The organism is Streptomyces sp. H27-D2, from assembly GCF_035828615.1.
In the GTDB taxonomy this organism is placed as follows: Bacteria; Actinomycetota; Actinomycetes; order Streptomycetales; family Streptomycetaceae; genus Streptomyces.
This window is the reverse complement of the sequence record NZ_JAYMZR010000054.1, coordinates 1-19,633: the sequence shown is the minus strand read 5'-3', so window position 1 is coordinate 19,633 and position 19,633 is coordinate 1. Positions and strand designations below refer to the sequence as shown.

Annotated in this window: 15 protein-coding genes and 1 pseudogene; 5 read left to right on the top strand and 11 right to left on the bottom strand. The window is 71.6% G+C overall.

What is annotated here, in order from left to right; all coding sequences use genetic code 11:
* Positions 1 to 9: 9 nt before the first annotated feature.
* The 6 genes from QMK28_RS20630 to QMK28_RS20605 form a co-directional block, all read right to left on the bottom strand.
* A complete protein-coding gene (locus QMK28_RS20630) occupies positions 10 to 1,608 on the bottom strand; it encodes an IS1634 family transposase (RefSeq protein WP_326440081.1) in 1,599 nt (532 codons plus the stop codon).
* A gap of 162 nt (positions 1,609 to 1,770) precedes the next feature.
* Positions 1,771 to 3,396 carry an MFS transporter gene (locus tag QMK28_RS20625; protein WP_326440079.1) on the bottom strand — a complete coding sequence of 542 codons (1,626 nt, stop codon included), beginning with the start codon at positions 3,394 to 3,396 and terminating at the stop codon, positions 1,771 to 1,773.
* 252 nt (positions 3,397 to 3,648) lie between these two features.
* Positions 3,649 to 4,167, bottom strand: a complete 519-nt coding sequence (locus QMK28_RS20620; RefSeq protein ID WP_326440077.1) for a mycothiol transferase — start codon at positions 4,165 to 4,167, stop codon at positions 3,649 to 3,651.
* Between the two features lie 155 nt (positions 4,168 to 4,322).
* A complete protein-coding gene (locus QMK28_RS20615; RefSeq protein ID WP_326440075.1) occupies positions 4,323 to 5,720 on the bottom strand; it encodes an MFS transporter in 1,398 nt (465 codons plus the stop codon).
* Positions 5,660 to 7,669 carry a PEP/pyruvate-binding domain-containing protein gene (locus QMK28_RS20610; RefSeq protein WP_326440073.1) on the bottom strand — a complete coding sequence of 670 codons (2,010 nt, stop codon included), beginning with the start codon at positions 7,667 to 7,669 and terminating at the stop codon, positions 5,660 to 5,662. The genes QMK28_RS20615 and QMK28_RS20610 overlap by 61 nt, the downstream gene beginning before the upstream one ends.
* Positions 7,669 to 9,039, bottom strand: a complete 1,371-nt coding sequence (locus QMK28_RS20605) for an ATP-grasp domain-containing protein (protein ID WP_326440071.1) — start codon at positions 9,037 to 9,039, stop codon at positions 7,669 to 7,671. The genes QMK28_RS20610 and QMK28_RS20605 overlap by 1 nt, the downstream gene beginning before the upstream one ends.
* 359 nt (positions 9,040 to 9,398) lie before the next feature.
* On the opposite strand from QMK28_RS20605, the gene QMK28_RS20600 reads away from it, so the two are divergent.
* Positions 9,399 to 10,691, top strand: coding sequence for a PAS domain-containing protein (locus tag QMK28_RS20600; RefSeq protein ID WP_326440070.1), 1,293 nt, complete (start codon positions 9,399 to 9,401; stop codon positions 10,689 to 10,691).
* A gap of 61 nt (positions 10,692 to 10,752) precedes the next feature.
* Here QMK28_RS20600 and QMK28_RS20595 read toward each other — a convergent pair whose 3' ends face one another.
* From QMK28_RS20595 to QMK28_RS20580, 3 genes are all read right to left on the bottom strand, one after another.
* Positions 10,753 to 12,603, bottom strand: a complete 1,851-nt coding sequence (locus tag QMK28_RS20595) for a TerD family protein (RefSeq protein ID WP_326440068.1) — start codon at positions 12,601 to 12,603, stop codon at positions 10,753 to 10,755.
* 260 nt (positions 12,604 to 12,863) lie between these two features.
* On the bottom strand, positions 12,864 to 14,096 hold the full coding sequence (locus tag QMK28_RS20585) for an aminotransferase class V-fold PLP-dependent enzyme (protein WP_326440066.1): 1,233 nt from the start codon (positions 14,094 to 14,096) through the stop codon (positions 12,864 to 12,866).
* A gap of 371 nt (positions 14,097 to 14,467) precedes the next feature.
* A complete protein-coding gene (locus QMK28_RS20580) occupies positions 14,468 to 14,713 on the bottom strand; it encodes a hypothetical protein (protein ID WP_326440065.1) in 246 nt (81 codons plus the stop codon).
* A 191-nt stretch (positions 14,714 to 14,904) separates the two neighbouring features.
* Here QMK28_RS20580 and QMK28_RS20575 point away from each other — a divergent pair, with 191 nt between their 5' ends.
* Positions 14,905 to 15,393 carry a glutathione peroxidase gene (locus QMK28_RS20575; RefSeq protein ID WP_326440064.1) on the top strand — a complete coding sequence of 163 codons (489 nt, stop codon included), beginning with the start codon at positions 14,905 to 14,907 and terminating at the stop codon, positions 15,391 to 15,393.
* 135 nt (positions 15,394 to 15,528) lie between these two features.
* Here the strand turns inward: QMK28_RS20575 and QMK28_RS20570 are convergent, their stop codons facing one another.
* Positions 15,529 to 16,086 (bottom strand): helix-turn-helix domain-containing protein, encoded by a 558-nt coding sequence (locus QMK28_RS20570; protein ID WP_326440062.1) that lies wholly within the window; start codon positions 16,084 to 16,086, stop codon positions 15,529 to 15,531.
* Between the two features lie 109 nt (positions 16,087 to 16,195).
* On the opposite strand from QMK28_RS20570, the gene QMK28_RS20565 reads away from it, so the two are divergent.
* A complete protein-coding gene (locus tag QMK28_RS20565; protein ID WP_326440060.1) occupies positions 16,196 to 17,317 on the top strand; it encodes an arylsulfotransferase family protein in 1,122 nt (373 codons plus the stop codon).
* 3 nt (positions 17,318 to 17,320) lie between these two features.
* Positions 17,321 to 18,607 carry a uracil-xanthine permease family protein gene (locus QMK28_RS20560; RefSeq protein WP_326440059.1) on the top strand — a complete coding sequence of 429 codons (1,287 nt, stop codon included), beginning with the start codon at positions 17,321 to 17,323 and terminating at the stop codon, positions 18,605 to 18,607.
* On the opposite strand, the gene QMK28_RS20555 is transcribed toward QMK28_RS20560, so the two are convergent.
* Positions 18,586 to 18,801, bottom strand: coding sequence for a hypothetical protein (locus tag QMK28_RS20555; protein ID WP_326440058.1), 216 nt, complete (start codon positions 18,799 to 18,801; stop codon positions 18,586 to 18,588). The genes QMK28_RS20560 and QMK28_RS20555 overlap by 22 nt on opposite strands.
* Before the next feature lie 222 nt (positions 18,802 to 19,023).
* Between QMK28_RS20555 and QMK28_RS20550 the strand changes: the two are divergent.
* Positions 19,024 to 19,633, top strand: a pseudogene (locus QMK28_RS20550) (pyridine nucleotide-disulfide oxidoreductase); the annotation flags it as partial.

The window sequence follows — 19,633 nt, the reverse complement described above, 5'->3', positions numbered from 1 at the left end:
CGTGGGGGTTTAGGTCTCCAGCCAGCGGGGTCTTGTTTCGTCGATGCCGAGGAGTTCTAGCAGGTGTGCTTGGACTCTTTGGTTGATCAGGATGGTGGGTGGGCTGGTGGCGTTGCCGGGGCGGAGCATGAGGCTATCGAGGTGGTAAAGGATCATGCGTCCGGTGGGACGGACCTTGCGGTTGTCGGGGTAGAGGCCGCTCATGGTCTGCTCGGGGCCCAGGGCCTGGCGTACTTGGCGTTCGATCAGGCAGAACACCAGCAGGGCCAGGCAGATGACGGTGATCAAGGCCGCGATGCGTCGGTTGTGTTCCAGGAAGATCGGTGCGACGGCCAGGGGGCCCTTGAACTCGCTGTAGCGGCGCTCGACCACTCCTTGGCCTTTGTAGCGCCGGAGGACTTCGGCCGCGTCGGCCTGCTCCGGGGTGAGCCGGGTGAGCCGGGCGTACCAGCCGTCGGCGGCGGTCTCGGCGTCCAGGATGTCTTGGACGAAGTGCCAAGTGAGGGACGGGTGCCCGGTGGGGTCGGTGGTGACGGTGGTGCGCAGGCAGGTCGCGACGCGCCGGGTCCTGGCGATCACACCGATCCGGGCCTCGACCTTCGCCGCGGTGTTGTAGTAGCGGCCTCCGGCGGAGCGTTGCAGTTTGTCCAGGTCTTCCGCTGCCCTGGTCAGGCGCTTGGTGCGGGCGGCCTGCTGTCCTTGGGCGTTGCCGGTGGAGTGGACCAGGATCCTGCGCAGGCGGTGTTGCGGGTCGCGCTTGCGCGGCCCGGCCATGACATGAAAGTCCTCCAGGACCCGGTAGGACTCGCGCTGGTCGGCGGGCGTGTTCCGCTCGCGGTCGCGGTCGTTGACGTAGTCGACCAGCTGGGCGCACTCCACGTCCAGGGCGGCGTAGAGCTCTGCTTTGACCTGGGCGGCTGGGAGGGGGGCCACGAAGTCGACCTTTGCGTCCAGCAGTGCGGTGATGTTGGGGTAGGACACGAGTTTGGAGTCCGCGACGAGCAGGAAGTCCTTGCGCTCGGCGATCTTCCGCAGGGCCTTCATGCCGCCGACGACCTGGGCGACCTCGCCCGCGCCGCCGTCGTAGACCCGGTGGAACACGGGGATGCCGCCGTCACGGCTGACGGCCAGCCCGGCCTGGATCTGCTTCAGGTCGACCCTCCGGTCCTTGGGGTGAGCGTACTTGACCTGCGGGAACCCCTCTTCCTGGTCCTCGTAGGCGCCGAACAGCGAGATGCTGGTCATGTCCCAGTGGATCTGGGCGACGTTGATGCCGAACTCTGCGATGGCCTGGGCACCAACCGAGCCGGTGATCTCCTCCAGGTGCGGCGCGATCGCGTCCAGCGCGCGGGCGAGCCGGTCGTCGTTCAACGATTCCGGGTCCGCGCCGAAGACCTCCTCGACGGCCCACTTCCGCGCCCAGTCCTCCACCCGGACCATCGAGGTGGGCGAGGACAGCCGGTTGGCGACCAGGACCTCGATGACCTGCCCGTGCGTCAGATGAGCCACGTCCCGAACCGGGCACAACTCGTCGATGATCCCGGCCACGTCCAGCCGGCGCAGAAACTCGGCAGAGGCAGGCAGAGCGCCCAGACGCCTCTCTACCACGGGAGTCAACTCCACCGCCATGCGGGGACGCTGGACCCGGGAACGACGCGAACGAGATATCGGCACGCCCTACCCAACGACCCCACCCCACCGAAGTACCGGCCAGATCATCAGTTCATTCGATTCAGCTACGTGCGGAGGACGGGACTAGCGACGGCCACTTCAGCCCGGCGGCCGGTCCTCGGGAGCCGCTCCGCTCACGCCGGCCGCTCCGCCTTCGGCGGGCGCGTCGCCCTCACCGGGCGGAACCACGAGGGCCGGTCCGCCCTTGAGGCGTTCGAGGTCGGAGGCGCGCACCTGGATGACCAGCAGGGCGACCAGCGCCGCGACGATCGCGAAGGCGGCCGCGACGATGAACCCGCTGGTGACTCCGGCGGTCAGCACCTCGTCGCCCCAGGGCGAGGGCAGTTGGCCGGTCCGCCGGAACTGGAGCCGCTCGCCGGGTGTCGCCTGAGACAGGAACTTCGGGGCCTGGTCGGTGGCCTCGTTGCGGCTGGCCGTGCCGAAGACCGTGACCAGGATGGACAGTCCGAGCGAACCGCCCACCTGCTGGGTGGCGTTCAGAATCCCGGAGGCCGCCCCGGAATCCCGGGGTTCCACACCCGAGACCGCCATCAGCGTCAGGGAAACGAACTGCATACCCATACCGGTGCCGAACACCAGTAGCGGTCCGAGGATGCTTCCGAGGTACGAGCTGTGGATGTCGGTCAGGGTCAGCCAGGACAGGCCGCTCGCCGCCAGGATCGCGCCGAGCACCATGAACGGCTTGGGCCCGAATCTGGGCAGCAGTTGGGAGGCGAGCCCCGCGCCCACCGCGATGACCACGCTTACCGGCAGGAAGGCCAGTCCGGCCTGCAAGGGGCTGAAGCCGAGGATGTTCTGCACGAACAGCGTCAGGAAGAAGAACATCCCGAAGATCGCGGCGGCGAGACTCAGCATCATTGCGTAGGTGCCCGCCCGGTTGCGGTCGCGGAACATCCTGAGTGGGGTGATGGGCTGTCTCGACTGCCGTTCGATGGCGATGAACGCGGCGAGCAGCACGACGGCCGCGCCGAAGGCCCCGAGCGTCAGCGGATCGCTCCAGCCGTCCTCCGCGGCCCGGATGAAGCCGTAGACGAGCATGACCATGCCCACGGTGGAGACGAGCGCCCCCGCGATGTCGAAATGGCCGGAGCGGCGCTCGGACTCGCGGATGTGGCGGGGCGCGGCGAGCGCGATCAGCAGGCCGATCGGGACGTTGACGTAGAAGATCCAGCGCCAGTCGAGCCACTCCACGAGTATCCCGCCCGCGAGCAGGCCGATCGCTCCGCCGCCGGCCGAGACAGCGGCGAACACCCCGAACGCCCGGTTCCGATCCGGGCCTTCGCGGAACGTCGTGGTGATCAGGGCCAGCGAGGTGGGCGACGCGATGGCGCCGCCGACGCCCTGCAGGGAGCGCGCGGCGAGCAGTTGCCAGGACTCCTGGGCCAGACCGCCGAGCAGTGAGGCCAGTACGAAGAGCAGCACGCCGAAGATGAACACCCGCCGGCGGCCCAGCAGGTCGCCGAGCCGGCCGCCGAGCAGCAGCAGGCCGCCGAAGGTGAGCGTGTACGCGTTGACCACCCAGGACAGGTTCTCGGTCGAGAAGCCGAGCGAGCTCTGGATGTGCGGAAGCGCAATGTTCACGATGGTGATGTCGAGGACCACCATCAGCTGGCACGAGGCGATGACGAGGAGTGCGATACCGCTGCCGCCGCCCCGCTCCGGGGCTTGGGCAGACTCCGATGGTGTCGACAGGGGGCTCGTCATGGGGGCCTCACGATGGGGCTCACGCGCCGGACGGCTGCTGTTGTGACCGGGATCGATCACTGCGGTCAACCGTAAGCCCGCCTTCCGGGCGCCACCAGTCGATCATCGCCGGGCGCGCCCCGGCCGCCGATCCCGCGACCGGTGGCACCACCGCCGGTGCCACCACCGTTACCGCTGCCGCTGCCGACCGGCCGGCGCAGACCCCCGAGAGGAGGCCCCCTCGGATCGCGCAGGCGCCGCTCCGAGGCCCGCTCAGCCTGTGTCCCTCCGCAGCGCGACGCCCCGTACGAACGCGGCCTGCCCGGCGTGCTGGAGATCGTCGGCGATGACGCTCACCAGCCGCACGCCGAGCGTCACGGGCGGGTCCCATGCCTTGTCCACGACCTTGTCGAGGTCGCCGTCCTCGATCCCGGCCACGAAGGCGAGGGTTCGCGCGTGCACCGCGTCGTAATACCCCAGCAACTCGTCGCCCGACTCGACCCGCACAGCGGCCACTTCGTCGCTCGTGTGCCCGTATCCGGTGTCCGCCGGGTCGAAGGGCAGCCCGAACCGGTCGGCCCACCCGTCGGTGAGCCACGCCTGCTCCTGTCCGGCCACCTCGCTCACATGGTCGTCCTGCACCCGCGTGAGGTGCCAGACCAGCCAGGCGACGGAGTTCGCCTCGCCCTCGGCGCGCGCGGACAGGTCGTCCGGCGACAGCCCCTCCACCGCGCCGTGCACCGCGTCACGGACACGTTCGAACGAGTCGGTCAGCACATCGATGCTCCGCATCAGTCACCTCCGGGTCGGTTCGGGCCGCTCCCCCGATGGTGCGCTCCGGCGGGACGGCCCGCCGGTACGGGACGCCGGTACGGGACGCCGGTACGGGACGCCGGTACGGGACGCCGGTACGGGACGCCGGTACGGGACGCCGGCCCCCCGGCCGGTCAGCCGGTGGGCCGTTCCCGTTCGGCCTCGAGGACCTCCGCCGTCCCCGCCCGCCGCTTGCCGCGGGCGCGTGCCATCAGTACGGCTCCGTGGACGCCGGCCATCACCACGACGGTCAGCACGGCGCTCTGCTGGAGCAGCGCGTCCATCCGGCCTGCCGAGAGGTACGCGCCGGCGGCCACCGCGGCCACCGCGCAGACGGCGCGGTCCACGATGCTCTCGACGGAGAGCAGCGTGGCGCGCGGCGCGTGCGCGGGGATCGCGTCGTTCACCAGCTTGCGCTGGATGGGATAGACGAAGCCGGTGATCGCGGCGAACACGCACAGCAGGGCGATCACGGCCGCCGGGCCGCCGAGGGTGATCCCGGCGAGCGTCACGGCCATGGCGACGCTGAGCAGGGACACCAGGTGCACAGGCCGCAGCCGTCGCCCCAGCCACTGCGGGCGGGCCGCCGCGACGGCCTCGGCGACGGTCATCGCGGCCAGCACGCCTCCGTGCGAGCTCTCCGGAATGCCGTGGTCCAGCAGGACCGGCTGGAAGAGGTTCACCTGGCAGATGCGCGCCAGGGTGAAGACGGCCACGCCCTGCACCATGACCAGGGTGAGCCAGGGCGAGCCGCGTACGCAGCGCAGGGCGGCGCCCGCGTGCCGCCAGATCTCGCCCCTGCCCTTCCTCCCCTTCCCCCGCTCGCCGCCCTGCCCGCCGCCGGAAGCGGCGGGTGCGAGGCGCGGCAGCGCCCCGGCGCAGGCCAGCGAGGCCGCCGCGCCGAGTGCGCTGAGCAGGTAGGGGGCGGGGTGGGCGAGCTGCATCAGCGGGCCGACCAGCGGCCAGCAGACCACCTTCGCCACGAGGCCCAGAGCGCGCGCCGTCCCTTCCGCCTTCAGGTAGTGCTCGCCCGCGCCCTGGGAGTGCAGCGCGTCGTAGAGATAAGCGCTGGACGCTCCCGAGGTGAGAGAGCGGCCCGCGGCGATGGCCAGGAAGTGGACGAGGAACCCCCCGTACGTCGGGGAGAGCACCGGAGTCAGGTTCGCCGCGGTCATCACCAGGGCGCCGGCCAGCAGGCAGTTGCGGGTTCCGATCCGGTCGGCGATGAGGCCGGTCGGGATCTCGAACAGGCAGAAGGCGATGTAGTAGATGCTCTGGATGCCGAAGATCTCCGGGTCGGACAGCCCCGCCTCACGCTGGTAGGCGTAGAAGACCGGCATCCACCACAGCAGGTTGAAGAGCAGCTGAAAGCCGTTGTTGAGCAGGATGACCCGCCGCGCGGCCGGCGGCAGGGGCCGGCCGGCCGGCGGCTTGGACGCTCCGAGCCGCCGCGCGAGACGCAGGGGTGCGCTCACAGGGCGTACGGGCGGATCTGGACCAGCCGGAAGTCGCCCCGCTCGGTCATCAGCCATTCGATGTCGAGCGGGTCTCCCGGCTCGGCGCCGAAGTGCGACTGCAACAGCCGGCCGGTGAGTGCGAGGTGGGCCAGCCGGGTCCTGGTCGCGGCCGGAAGGTCCTCGCCCGCCGAGCCGAGGGCCACGGTGCGGCCGCCTCCCTCGACGGTGTTGTAGAGGTACTGCAACGGGAGCACGGTCCCGTCCACGACCTTCTCGGGCGAACCGGGCGAGCAGTTGAGGTAGACGTTGCGGAAGTCCTCCCGCTTGGTCGGGTTGCAGGTGACCAGGACGCCGCCGAGCTCAGCCGGCACGTACTCCTGAATGATCACGCCCATGTAGGTGTCGTCGAGGGAGATGCCCGACTGGTGGCGCAGCCGGACGCTGCGGGGGGACACCAGCGAGGCCCACACCTGGCGGACCGCGTCGAGCAGCTCCCCGACGCCCCGGACGGTGGTGATCGAGTCGTAGACCCCGGCCGCGGAGAAGCCGGGCAGGTCCTCGGCGTTGGAGGACGAGCGCACGACCAGCCGGCTGCCCGCGGCGAGCGGGGCGGGGAAGGCCTGGCTGATCCGGCGGGTCACCTCGTCCGGCATCGGAGTGTGCCGGACCAGGTGCTGCAGGTCCAGGCAGAGCGAGTCCAAGGCGTCGGCGGCGCCCAGTTCCAGCGCCATCTTGAGCTTGCCGATGCCCTGCTGAATGGCCGGGGAGGAGGTGAGGAAACGGTGTTGCAGGGCGAACGGCAGCGCGACGCCGTCCGGAGCCGCGACGGTCGACGCCACGAACTCCGCCGCCTCCTGCCGCAGCGTCGCGGCGTCGCCCAGCGGCGTGTCCAGCCGGGCGGCGAGGTAGCCGTACAGATCGCGGCGGGGCGGGCGGGCCCGGCCGTAGAACGCGGTGAGGTCGGCGGTGCGGCTGTCCAGTACGTGGTGGAGTTCGCCGAGGTTGGCGGCCTTGGTGCCGTAGCGGTCGCGGTCGGCGTGCCGCAGCCGGTGCAGGGCCAGCGCCGGGACGTCCTCCAGCAGCGGCGGCTGGAGCCGGATGCGCTGCTGGTGCCAGGTCGGGGCCTCCAGCGCGGGGGCGCTGTCCAGCAGTGCGAGGCTCACGTCGTCCTCGCGGACGCGGTAGCGCACCCACGCGCCGTCCAGCCGGTCCGTCTCGACGAGTCGGTCCAGGTCGCGCACGATGGCGTTGGGTATGCCCCAGCCGGCCGCCAGCACATTGGTGTGCGAGAGCGGGGTGATCGGGGCGGAGTTGATGAATCCGGCGACGCGCGGCACGTCGTCCGGCAGGCAGTCCATCGCCACGATGTCGGACCAGCCGAGCGGTGGCGCGGCCGCCCGGTACTCCCGCGCGTCGCGGAAGTACCGCAGCCGTCCTACGGCCTCCCCCGGGTTCAGCGGTGTGCGCGGCCGGTTGCCGAACAGTTCGTGGCTGAGGATGCGTGGCAGCCGCGCGTCGCTGACCGAGGTCAGTTCGTGCTCCTGGCCGTGGTTGGCGGGCTTGAGCAGCAGCGGCAGCCGGCCGTCGACCCGCTCGCGGACGAAGGTGTAGAACTCCGTCAGCAGGCCGGCGTCCATGGTGTCGGCCTCCGTCGTCTCCAGCACGAGGAAGGACCGCTCGCGGCTGTCGCGGTCCTCGTCCGTGTGCAGGGACAGGACGCCGAGCAGGAACCGTCGGTCGGGGTCGGTGTAGACGGAGGCGTTGAAGGCGTCGAGCCGGGCGTCCAACTGCTCCAGGTCCATGCCCAGGACGCGGGTGGCCACATAGTTGACGTGGAAGGGGTGGACCGCGGTGTCCAGCAGGTGCCAGGTGTGCTCGGCGCGGTCGACGACGACCTTGAGGTAAGGGTGTCCGGCGAGGACGCCCGACAGGGTGCGGAACAGCGGCAGCGACAGGTTCTCGCCGACGACCGTGCCGTCCGCCGAGTGGGGCGTCGCCGCGGCGGATTCGGTGATCGCGGACATCAGGCGCCCCCGTCCTTCGCGGCGGCCGGCAGGACGCCGGGGAAGGCCGCGGTCAGGGCCTCGAAGTCACGGATCACGGTGACCGGGCGGGCCGCCGAGAGCAGACACAGGGCCGCCATGGTGTTGGCGCCCGCCGCCGGGTCGTAGACCGGCACCGTCGAGCCGCGCGGCAGCGAGTGCTCGGTCACCTCGGACAGCCGGCTGCCGGGACTGAGCAGGCTCGGCCAGTCCACCGCGTCGAAGTCCCAGGCGCGCCGGTCCGGCCAGGGCGCTCCGTCACCGTCCACGGCCAGCACGACCAGCGATCCGGCCGCGTGCCGGGCCTGCTCCCCGCCGAGGACCTCGGCGGGCCAGGAGACGTCCCGGCCCAGCAGTTGGTCGGCCAGCAGCCCGATGAGGTCGAGTGCGAAGACGTCCTCGATCTGCGGCACGGTCATCGCTCCGCCGAAGCGCGCGGCCGTCTCGATGACCCACATCCGGCCGTCGGAGCCGAGCTTGATCTCGGTGTGCGTTCCGCAGTTCTCCAGGCCCAGCGCGTCGACCGCGGCCCGGGACAGCGCGACGACGCGCTCCTGCGCGGCGGCGGGCAGCGGCGCGGGGGTGATGCTCGCGCGCTCGGTGAACGGTTCGATCGTCGGCATCCGCCCGCTCAGACAGATCGGGTGGTAGACGCCGTCGGCGACGACGCCCTCGACGCTGACGTAGTCGCCCCAGCCCGCGTCGGCGAACCAGCCCTCGGCGTCGCCGTGCACGATCTCCTCGACGAGGAAGTCCGCACCCGCCCCCTCCACATGGAGTTCGGCGTACCCCAGGCCCGCCGACTCGGCCATGACCTCGCGCGCCCGGTCCCATGCCGGGCCCACCTCGTTCGGCGAGCGGATGATCCGGTGCGCTGTGGACCCCGCGCTCCAGGCCGCCTTCAGCAGCATCGGGAAGGAGAGGGTCCGCGCGGCGTCGCGCAGGTCGTCCTCCGAGGCCACCGAGTGGAACCGGGGCTGTGAGACGCCGTGTTCGCTCCAGGTCCGGCGCATCATCCGCTTGTCGCGCGCCAGCACGCAGTTGCCGCCCGATCCGGCGAGGCCGAGCCTCTCGCACGCGTCGGCGACGGCCACCACCGCGTACTCCGACACGGTCATCACCGCGTCCGCGCCGACGCTCCGGGCCCGGTCCATGATGAGTGCGACGAGGTCGCGTGCCCGCGCCTCCGAGGGAACCACGACCGAAGCGCACAGCCGGGTGCAGGCGTCGCGTACCGAAGGCGGAAGTGCGCTCAGCGCGAGCAGATGCACTTCGGCTTTCGCGGCGACCCGGGACAGTGCGTACTCCAGCGGCGGTCCGCCCTTGGCGTAGACAAACAGCACCTTGCTCACGGGTGACGACTCCTCAGTCAGTTGAATTCGGCAGGGGAGAGTGCGGCTCCGGCCGGAGACGAAATGTTCCCAAGCCGGGCGACTCAAGCGAAACAGGCGACAGTGCCGCGTACCCACACATCCACGGGCGGCCTCTCAGGCAAATGCCTGAGTCTGTACGGAACTTGAGGTAGCCCGCAGCCCGTGCGGCGGGCGACCGGGTCCAGGAGGCGCGCTGTCGGACAGCGCACAGGTGCGGCAGAATCAGCCCTTCTTCACCCAGGGCCGATAAAAGAGCGTACGCGAGAACAAGCGGGGGAATTCTTGGCCTTGCCATTCCGGCGGCCCGGTCCGGAGTATCCATTGCGAAGAGGCGACTGTTGAACGAGACCAGCCTCAGCGCGCTGCTGGAGCGCATGCCCGTCTCCTGGTGGGAGGCGGACGAGGAGCTGCGCATCGTCGCCAGCGGCGGTGGAGCATTCAACGATTTCCGTGTGGCGCAAAAGTTTCTGGACACCCTGCGCGCGAAATACCCGCAGTCCGGTGACGACGGCGAAATCAGCCGCCGCCAAGTGACGTTCGGCGGCCGGCTATTCGAAGTGGCCTCCTACCGGGAACGGCTCCCCGACGGCAGCCCGGCCGGTGTGCGCGGACTCGCCATGGACGTCAGCGCGCCGGCCGTCGTACAACGACGCCACGACCCCTTCGCCGACTTCACCCCCGCGGCGGCCTTCATCCGTGACGGACAGGGCCGCTACCTGTGGGCCAACCCCACCTACGCCCAGCTCTACGGCACCACCCCGGAGGCCATCATCGGCAGAAGGGTCACGGACTTCGACACCCCCGCCGACGCCGAACTGTTCCGGACGCTGGACGGGGAGATCCTCTCCTCGGGGAAACCGGTGCGGCATACCCTCACCTTCCACCGCCCCGACGGCAGCACCGGGCGGGCCGTCGGCCACCGCTTCCCGGTCGTGGAGGGCTCGCAGGCGTGCGTGGCCGGGATCTACATGGACATCACGGAGCACACCCGCGCGCTCAGCCAGCGCCGTGCCGCCGAGGCCGACTTGCAGGCGCTGCGCGACCACAGCGGGCTGCCGTGCGCGCTGCTCTCGCCGGGCGGCAGAATCCAGCAGATCAGCACCGCCGCCGCCGAGCTGCTGCACGTCCCGGTCTCAGCGCTCATCGGCCGCCCCGCACACGGCTTTCTGGCCCCCGCCGAGGGGCTCGACGCGCTGCACAGCAGATGGAACGACCTCATAGCCCGCCGCCGGCGCCGGATCCAGACCTCCGCGTCCTTCGTCGACGCGCGCGGCTACCGGTGGCGAGCCCGGCTGCTGCTCACCTCCGTCAGCCAGAACTCCCGGCGGGCGAGGAGCGTATGGGCCGTCCTCACCCACCAGGGCCTCCCGCACCGGCCCCATCCACCGCTCACCGCGGCCCAGGTCCGCATCCTCGCGCTGCTGGCCGCCGGGTGCAGCAACGGCGAGATCGCCTCCTCGCTCAAGCTGTCGCGGCAGACGGTCGACTACCATCTGAGCCGCCTCCGGGGGCTGTTGGAGGCCCCGACACGGCTCGCGCTCGTCGGGCGCGCGTATGTGCTGGGGATACTCGATCCACAGACCTGGCCGCCGCGCTCCGCGACGGCGACGCATCCGCTGAGTTCCACGTGAGACCGGTCGGCCCGCGTGAGGTCAGTCCGCGTGAGGTCAGTCCGCTGGGTGCTACGCGAGGTCAGTCCTCGACGTCCACGCCGTAGCCGCGCGCCAGGGTCTCCAGACCGTGGTCGTAACCCTGGCCGACGGCGCGAAAGCGCCAGGTGGGACCGCGCCGGTAGATCTCGGCGAGCAGCAGGGTGCGCTCGGTGGTGGCGGCGTCCAGGGCTGCTTGGGCGAGCACTCGGGCGTTGTCGCCGTGCGCCGCGGTGATCTCCACAGCGCCCACGTCACCGAAGGTCGCCGCGCCGTCGACCGCCGCGGCGATGGCGACCTTACGGACGGCCGCGGGCAGCGCGGCGAGGTCCAGCGTGATCGCTTGTTCGGCCGGCCCGTCGGTCGAGAGCCGCACGGCGCCGTCCGGGCTCTCGGGCGCTCGGTGGAAGACGAAGTCCTCGTCGCAGGAGACCTGTTCGTCCTCGTCGACGGTGAACGCGACGACGTCGACCGCGCAGTCCGTCTGCTGCGCCCAGGACACCGCGATGGTCCAACGGGCCGCCCGCGCCGTGACCGGCAGATCGATGACAGCGCCTCTGGGCAGTACGAGGGCAGCCGCCGGCCGGTCGGCGAGCTGCCCGAGGGGACCGGGCTCGGCGGGCACGGATGAGAGCGCGGGTGCGGGCACGCTGAGCCATGCGGTATCGCGCAACGGCACGTCGAGGGCGACGATCCGGGGCAGCCGCCGGTCACTGTCGGCGCCGGGCAGCAGCAGCACGTCGGTGACGTTGGCCGAGAGGTTCACCGCGGCGGCGCCGCCCAGCTCGACGACCCGCGTGCGGGCCGCCGCGGCCTGCGGATGCGTGCCGCCGAGCACGAGCACCCGCCGCCCCGCCAGCGGTCCGCCGCTCCCCGTCCCGCCCGCAACACCTGCGCGAGCGGGCGCGCTGGTGGCTCCCCGCGGCTGTCGTGGAGCGGGCGCCGGGGCAGGAGCGGGCGCGCCGGCGGATTCTTCGTGCGGCACACCCGGCCGTACATCGTCGAGCAGCCGGAGAAAGGCGGTCTCGTCCAGGACCGGGACGCCCTCGGCCGCCGCCCGCCGCGCCTTCGCCGAGCCGGAACTCCGGTCGTTGCTGACCAGCACGCTGCTGTGCCGGCTGACCGAGGACGTCATGTTCAGCCCCGCGGCCGCGGCCCGCGCTGTCAACTCCCCGCGTCCCACGGCGGTTCCGCCCGTGACGGCGATCTTCATGCCCTGCACCAGCGGTCCGCCGGCGGGCAGCCGGCCGGGGTTGCGGTAGGCGCACGGCGTCCTGGGCGTGCGGGAGGCGATCCGCGGCTGCTGTCGGGGCGGACAGGTCACCAGCGGCAGCGACAGCCCCAGCCGCGCCGCCGCCTTCAGCGTGCCGCGCAGGATGCCGGCCAGCACCCGGGTGTCGTCCAGCGCGTCGTGGGCGTGCTGCTGCGCGACGCCGTAGTGCGCGGCCAGCGTGCCCAGCCGCAGGTCCGGCGTCGGCGGCGCGACTCGGCGGTTCAGCGCCAGTGTGCACAGCCGCCGCGAGACGGGGAGCTGAACCCCGGCGAGGGCGAACTCCCGTGCCAGGAAGTCATAGTCGAACTGAGCGTTGTGGGCGACCATCACCCGCCCCTGGAGCATCGCCCCGATCCGGTCGGCGACCTGCGCGAACGTGGGTGCGCCGCGCAGCCGCTCGGCCGTGAGCCCGTGGATGTGCACCGGACCGGGGTCACAGCCGGGGTCGAGCAGCGTCGAGAATTCCTCGATCAGCTCGCCCATGGGCCCGACGGTCACCACCGCCACCGACAGCACGCGGTGCTCACCCGGCCGTAAGCCGGAGGTCTCGACGTCCACCAGCGCCCAGTCGAAGGCGTAGTCCTGCATGTCGGGCACATCAGTGATCGCAGCCAGGCTCATACCGGCAAGGATGCCCGCAGCGACCGACCGCGCAACCCATCGCGCCATACGGTGAGTTGAGCCGGGGATGGTATCGGCCTGCGCTGCCTGCGGCCGGTGGCTCGTGGTAGCGCGGGTGGACCGGCCGGATCAGCTCGTTGGCCACGAAGCCGACCAGGAGCGGCCCGATCATGCTGGACAGCGACAGGGTGTAGGCCTGGTTCCGCCCGGCCCCGCCCAGCCCCGCCGAGGCGCACCCGGCGGGGCCGCGTCGGGACGGCTCAGGCGGTCGCCGTACGGGCAGCCGTAGGGGCATCCGTAGGGGCATCCGAACGGGCAGACGTACGCGCCGACTCGGCGATGACCTCGACCGCCCGGTCGATCTCTTCCTCAGTGTTGTAGTAGTGCGGGGAGAGCCGCACGAGCGGGTGCACGCCCCGGTCCTCCGTGTCGAACTGGGTCTGCTCGGGCACGGTGGTCGTCACGTTGACGCCGTTCCGGGCGAGGGTGGCCGCGACCTCCTCGGTGGCGACGCCCTCGATCTTCGCGGTGACGATGGCGCACCGCTCACGCCCCAGGTCGTATGTGCCGACGCCAGGCAGCTCGTCGAGGCGCTCGCGCAGCTGCGCGCCCAGCTTGACCGCGCGCTCGCCGATCGCGTCCAGACCGAGTTCGAGCGCCTGGCGCACGGCGGCGTCCAGACCCAGGACGTTGGAGCAGCTCATCTCCCAGGTCCCGAAGCGCTTCGCCCCCTCCCGCCAGGCGAAGCCGCGCTTGCCGTCCCAGATGGCGGCGGCGGTCTCGGCGACATGCGGTTCGAGGTACGCCAGCGCTTCGGTGCGCACCCAGAGGAAGCCGATGCCGCGCGGCCCGCGCAGGAACTTGCGGCCGGTGGCGGTGAGCATGTCGCAGCCGATCTCCTCGACGTCGACGGGGAGTTGACCGACGGACTGGGTGGCGTCCAGCAGGAACGGGACTCCGGCGCGGCGGGTGATCCGGCCGATCTCGGCCGCCGGGTTGACCAGGCCGCCGCCGGTGGGGATATGGCTGACGCCGACCAGCTTCGTGCGCTCGTCGATGAGGTTCGCGAGCGCGGTGGTGTCCAGCTGTCCGTGGACGTCGTTGGGGACCACGACCACCTCGGCTCCGGTGCGCCGCGCGATCTGCAGATAGGCCAGGACGTTGCTGCCGTATTCGGCGCGACCGGTCAGGATGCGGTCGCCCGCCGTGAAGTCCAGGGCGTAGAAGGCGGCGTTCCACGCGTGGGTGGAGTTGTCGAACAGGGCCACCTCGTCGGCGCGCCCGCCCACGAGTTCGGCGATGCCGGCGTAAGTCGCCTCAAGGGCTTCCAGTTGCTGTCCAGCGGCCTCGTATCCGCCGATGCGGGCCTCCAGTTCCAGGTGGGAGGTCATCGCGTCGAGCGTGCGGCGGGAAAGCAGCCCGGCGCCCGCGTTGTTGAGGTGCACGCGGTTGGCGCAGCCGGGGGTGTCGTGACGGAGTGCGGCGATGTCCATGCGGCGGGGCTCCTGACGGAAGGGGTCGCGTACAGCACCGACGATGCCTGCCGGCACCCCATCGGTAAAGCGATCTTTTCGCGCCATGCGCATCGGAAAGCAGAGCGAACTGAAGCACCGCGGCAGGTCAGCCGCCGTCGTAGCGGCGGCGCCCTGCAGCCCGTACGCGGTGGCGCGGCAGCTCTCGCTGCGGGAGAGGGGAGGAGTTCTGCGAGCTGGCCGGTATTCCCTTCGCGCCCGTGCTCGATCTCGACCACGCCGGGGCGCACGCGAGTACTGGCCCGACGGGCCGATCCCGACGGCGAACAACGCTGTGACGGCGCTCCGGCCGAGCCGGAGCGCCGGCCCCCGTCCCCGAGGTGAGCCTTTCCCTACGGCGAGTTCCGCCTCAGCCGCCGTACATCAGCGATCCCGGCGTGGTGAGCAGCTCGCCCGTCTCCAGCCATGTCTTCAGGCCGGAGAGGATCATCGGCCAACCGCCGTAGAGCTCGTCGTTCGCGCCCTCGCGCAGCTCGTCGGGTCACGGTCAGCCGACAGGAGTCGCCGACGGGCTCGATCTCCCAGGTGACCCTTGAGGTGCCCTCGCTCTTCACGTCGTCGCTCCAGAGCGCGACCATGCTCTGGACCAGCCGGCGCGGGGGGTCGATCTCCAGATTCTCCCCTTCGCCCAGGAGCCCGCCGGCCGGGTGCCGTCGGCCCGGACCGGCCGACACCCTGCGCCTGGCCCTGCCCCAGTCGGAACAGACCGGGAAAGATAGGTTGGCCGGGATCAGCCCTGACATTTCCGGTTCGGTGAAAGGAAAGCGGCATGAGCCTGCTCGACACCCCCATCGCCCTGCTCGACGGCACCCCGGCCACCCTGGGCGAAGCGACGAAGGGCCAGGTCGCCCTCGTGGTCAACGTCGCGTCCAAGTGCGGACTGACCCCGCAGTACGCCGGCCTGGAAGACCTCCAGAAGGAGCTCGGCGGCAGCGGCTTCACCGTGCTCGGCGTGCCGTGCAACCAGTTCGGCGGACAGGAGCCGGGAACCTCCGAGGAGATCCAGGAATTCTGCTCGGCGACCTACGGCGTGACGTTCCCGATGACCGGGAAGGTCGAGGTCAACGGCGGCGGCCGGCACCCGCTGTATGAGTCCCTCACCGCGGTCGCGGACGCCGAGGGCAAGGCCGGCGACATCGAGTGGAACTTCGAAAAATTCTTGATCGGCAAGGATGGCGCCGTACTGGGCCGCTTCCGGCCGGGAGTCGCGCCGAGCGCCCCCGAGCTGCGCGCGGCGATCACGAGCGCGCTGGCCTGACCGAGGCCGCTGGGAGACACCTGTGCGTGACGCCGGGCCGGATGATCCCCATGATCCGACCTTGATCATGGGGATTCACGGGGCGGTGCACCGGGCCGCCGTCCGGGCCGTCCGGCGCCCGACGGCCCCTCGGCGTCACACCCTGAAGTCGTCCGCCACGCGCACCAGCAGCACCCGGGTGTCCGCCCGCAACGCGCGCCAGCGGTGGGCGACGCCGCCCGCGCAATAGAGGGCGTCCCCTTGCGCGAGGGCGTAGCTCTCCCCGTCCGCCTCGGCCTCCACGGCTCCCGCGACGACGTACATCAACTCGTCGGTCGCGTGCTGGAACTCGCGCTCCCACACCCGCCGCCCGGTGAACTCCACCGCGTGCAGCTGCTGATGGCCGCGCACCAGCGGCCGCACGCTCCCGTCCGCCGCCTCGCTCTCGGAGACGGCCGGCGAGTCCGCGCGTACGACGTCGACGGTGCGGGCGCCGTCCGCGCCGCCCAGGAGCTGGACGGCCGAGGTGTCGAGCGCGTCGGCGATGCGTTGCAGTGAGCGCATGCTCGGGCGCGCCCGGCCGTTCTCGACCTGGCTGAGGAACGGGGCGGACAGCCCCGCGCGGCGGGCCAGTCCGGCGAGGGTGAGGCCCAGGGCCAGCCGACGCCTGCGCACACCCGGACCGATCGTCAACTCGTCCGGCGTTTCACTCATCGGGCACTCCTCAACCGGGTTGTTCGGGCCTTCACACTGCCGCAACACTCCGCCCCTACCCTCGAAATGTTTGATGTCATCAAACAAACATTGATGAGGGGAACAAAGCATGACCGAAGTAGACCAGAACTCACGCCGCCGCCGAGGCACCGGACTCATCGCCCTCGACGAGAACGCGGCGTATGACGGCTACACCCTCTACGCGCCGCTGACCGGCACCGGTCAGGTCTATCTCGTCGATCTGCGCGGCGACGTCGCCCACCAGTGGAACCTGCCGTACCGCCCGGGGCGGCACGCGCGCGTCCTGCCGAACGGCAACCTCGCCTACAACGGCGTCCTGCCCGGCCAGGACGCGCTCTTCCCGATGTGGCACAAGTACCGCGGCGGCGCGATGCAGGAGATCGCCCCCGACGGCACGGTGCTGCGCGAGCACCTCGACCGGCTACAGCACCACGACGCGCACCACTACGGCGACGGGCGCGTCCTCTACACCGCCCTGGAGCCGCTGACCGGCGCGGACGCGGCCTCGGTCCGCGGCGGGGCGCCCGCCTCGGAGGCGGCCGGGACCGTCCACGCCGACACGATCAGGGAGGTCGACGGACAGGGGCGGCTGCTCTGGTCGTGGCGGGCGAGCGAGCACCTCGACCGCGCGGAGTACCCGCTGCACCCGGACTACGCGCGCGAGCACTGGCCCCTCGTCAACTCCGTGCTGCCGCTGGCCGACGGCAATGTGCTCGCGAGTCTGCGCAGCGTCTCCGCGGTCGTGGTGATCAGCCGCGAGAGCGGCGAGGTCCTGTGGCGCACCGAGCCCGGCCTGGTCTCTCAGCAGCACAACCCGACCGAGCTGCCGAACGGCAACATCCTGATCTTCGACAACGGCGTCTTCCGGCCCGGCTGCGACGTCCCGTACTCCCGCGTCATCGAGGTGGACCGGGCCTCGGGGAAGACGGCGTGGGAGTACCGGGACCCGGCGCGCGAATCCTTCTTCGCGCCCTTCATGGGCAGCGCCCAGCGGCTGCCCAACGGCAATACGCTCATCACCGACTCCCCCGCCGGCCGCCTCTTCGAGGTGACGGCGGACGGGTATCTGTGCTGGGAGTACGTCGTCCCGCACTTCGGCGGCTATCAGGAACCGGGCGTCGGCGAGCTGTTCCCCGCACAGAACAACGCCGTGTTCCGCGCCTACCGCTACGCCGCCCGGGATCTGCCCTGGCTGAAGCGGCGGGGCTGAGCGATGTCCGTGCAACCGGTCGACGAGCGGCTGCCGTTGGCCCGCCTCGCGCCGCTCTCGGCGCAGCACGTCCTCGCGATGATCGCGACCCCCGTTTCCTCCGTCTACCTCATGGCCCCGGCTCTGGACCTGTCCGCCGGGCGCACCGCCTCGCTGCTGAGCGCGACCCTGGTGCTGTGCGGCGCCGGGGCGCTCCTGCAGTCGCTGGGGGTGCTGCGCGTCGGCTCGCGGCTGCCGTTCGTGATGCTGCCGGGCGGCGCGGCCGTCGCCGTCTTCCTGCAGACCGCCCAGCAGCACGGCGCGGCCACCGCCTCCGGGTCCGTCATCGTCGCCGCCCTCTTCCTGCTGGCGGTGCTTCCGCTGTACGGGCGGATCGCCCGGTTCTTCCCGCCGCTGGTCATGGGGGCGACGGTGCTGATCATCGGCGTCAACATGGTGAAGCTGACCGCCCCGATGGTCGCCGGCGGCAGTTGGCTCGCCCTCCTGACCATCGTCTGCACCGCGCTCTGCTTCCTGGTGCTGCGCGGTGTGTGGCGGCAGATGTCCGTCCTGCTGGGCATGGCGACGGGAACGCTCGCCGCGGCGCTCACCGGAACCCCCTTCACGGTCGCCCCGGGGGACTCGCTCGTCTCGCTGCCGCACCTCTTCCCGTACGGCGCCCCGCAGTTCGACCTGCTCGCCGCGCTGCCTCTGATGGTCTTCAGCCTCGCCTCCCTCGCCGAGGCCACCGGTCAGACCGTCCTCAACAGCGAGGCGGTGGGCCGCGAGCCGGACCCGGCGCGCGATGTGCCGCGCACCGCACGGGCCGACGCGATCACCTCGCTCGGCGCGGGCGTCCTGGGCACGTCGCTGATGGTGACCAGTGCGGAAAACATCGGCATCGTCCAACTCACCGGCGTCCGGAGCCGCTTCGTCACCGCCGGCGCGGGCGTCCTGCTCATCCTCAGCGGCCTGCTCGCGCCGGTGACCCGGCTCCTCACGGCCGTGCCCGCGCCCGTGGTCGGCGGGGCGGCCCTCGTGGTCTTCGCCGTGATCGCCGCGATGGGCGTCGGAATGCTCGGCCGAGCCGCGCTTTCCGAGGGGCCCAACGCGACCGTTCTGGCCCTCACGCTGCTGGCCGGGCTGCTGCCCGTACTCGCCCCGCAGCTCTACGAGCCCTTGCCGGGGTGGGCCCGCACCCTGTTCGGCAGCGGTGTGCCGGCCGCGGCTCTCACGGGGATCTTCCTGTCCGCCGCTTTCGCGTCCTCCGGTACCCGGCGGCTGCCGGTTCAGCCCGGTGGACCCCAGTAGGCGGGGCCGCCGCCGCGCCATTCGATGAGCTCGGGGTCCTCGAGGGTGACGCCGTCCAGGTCCAGGCCGGCGATGCGCAGGAACTCGACCAGGTCGGCGGTGCCGAAGGCCCGGCCGACCGGACGCCCCCGGATCGCCACGCGCCGGGAGCCGTCGAGCCACGGGTGTACGACGACGGGCGGGTTCTCAGCCATATCTCCACCCTGCGGCCACGTACGCGGATACGCACCCCGTACCTCGGCCCGGGTCGGTGTACGTCGGTGTACAAGGCAGATGTTCCGGGCCCGGGCGCGCGGTCCGCGCCCTGTCCGCGCCCTGTCCGCGCCCTGTCCGCGCTCTGTCCGCTCGTCGCCGCTTCGCACGCGGACCGCTCGCCGCCGCTTCGACCCGGACGGGCGGGCGGAAGAATGCCGCCCATGAATCAACCCACGCCCCCCGCCGACCCCCTGGCCCGCCCCCGCAAGGCCCTCGTCCTCGGCGCGGGATTAGCCGGCATGCTGGCCACCGCCGCGCTCTTCGGGCACTTCGACGAGATCACCGTCGTGGACCGGGATCGGCTCCCCGAGTCCGCGCGGCCCCGCAAGGGGCTTCCGCAGGCGAGGCACGCCCACCTGCTGTGGTCCGGCGGCGCACGCGCCGTCGAGGCGCTGCTTCCGGGCACCATGGACCGCTGGCTCGCCGCCGGGGCCCGCCGCATCCCGCTGCCGACGGGGCTGGTCTCCATGAGCCCGCAGGGCTGGATACGGCGGGGGCCCGAAGTCCAGTTCCTCATCGCGTGCAGTCGCGACCTCCTCGACTGGGTGGTACGCACACAGGTCCTGGAGCGACCGGGGATCACCCTGCTGCACGGCGTCGAGACCATCGGACTGCTCGGCGACGCGCGGCGGGTCGCCGGCGCCCGCGTGCGCGCCGCCGCCGGCGGCGGCTCGGTGTCCGACCTCACCGCGGACCTCGTCATCGACGCCACGGGACGGGGCTCGCAGGCCCCGAAGTGGCTGGCCGAGCTCGGCCTGCCGACCGTCCGTG

Coding starts and splice junctions, on each gene's coding strand:
- QMK28_RS20565 (WP_326440060.1), top strand. CDS start 16,196: ATGACCGAAGTAGACCAGAACTCACGCCGCCGCCGAGGCACCGGACTC.
- QMK28_RS20555 (WP_326440058.1), bottom strand. CDS start 18,801: ATGGCTGAGAACCCGCCCGTCGTCGTACACCCGTGGCTCGACGGCTCC.
- QMK28_RS20580 (WP_326440065.1), bottom strand. CDS start 14,713: ATGGTCGCGCTCTGGAGCGACGACGTGAAGAGCGAGGGCACCTCAAGG.
- QMK28_RS20585 (WP_326440066.1), bottom strand. CDS start 14,096: ATGGACATCGCCGCACTCCGTCACGACACCCCCGGCTGCGCCAACCGC.
- QMK28_RS20620 (WP_326440077.1), bottom strand. CDS start 4,167: ATGCGGAGCATCGATGTGCTGACCGACTCGTTCGAACGTGTCCGTGAC.
- QMK28_RS20570 (WP_326440062.1), bottom strand. CDS start 16,086: ATGAGTGAAACGCCGGACGAGTTGACGATCGGTCCGGGTGTGCGCAGG.
- QMK28_RS20575 (WP_326440064.1), top strand. CDS start 14,905: ATGAGCCTGCTCGACACCCCCATCGCCCTGCTCGACGGCACCCCGGCC.
- QMK28_RS20560 (WP_326440059.1), top strand. CDS start 17,321: ATGTCCGTGCAACCGGTCGACGAGCGGCTGCCGTTGGCCCGCCTCGCG.
- QMK28_RS20625 (WP_326440079.1), bottom strand. CDS start 3,396: ATGACGAGCCCCCTGTCGACACCATCGGAGTCTGCCCAAGCCCCGGAG.
- QMK28_RS20595 (WP_326440068.1), bottom strand. CDS start 12,603: ATGAGCCTGGCTGCGATCACTGATGTGCCCGACATGCAGGACTACGCC.
- QMK28_RS20615 (WP_326440075.1), bottom strand. CDS start 5,720: ATGGCTGATGACCGAGCGGGGCGACTTCCGGCTGGTCCAGATCCGCCC.
- QMK28_RS20610 (WP_326440073.1), bottom strand. CDS start 7,669: ATGTCCGCGATCACCGAATCCGCCGCGGCGACGCCCCACTCGGCGGAC.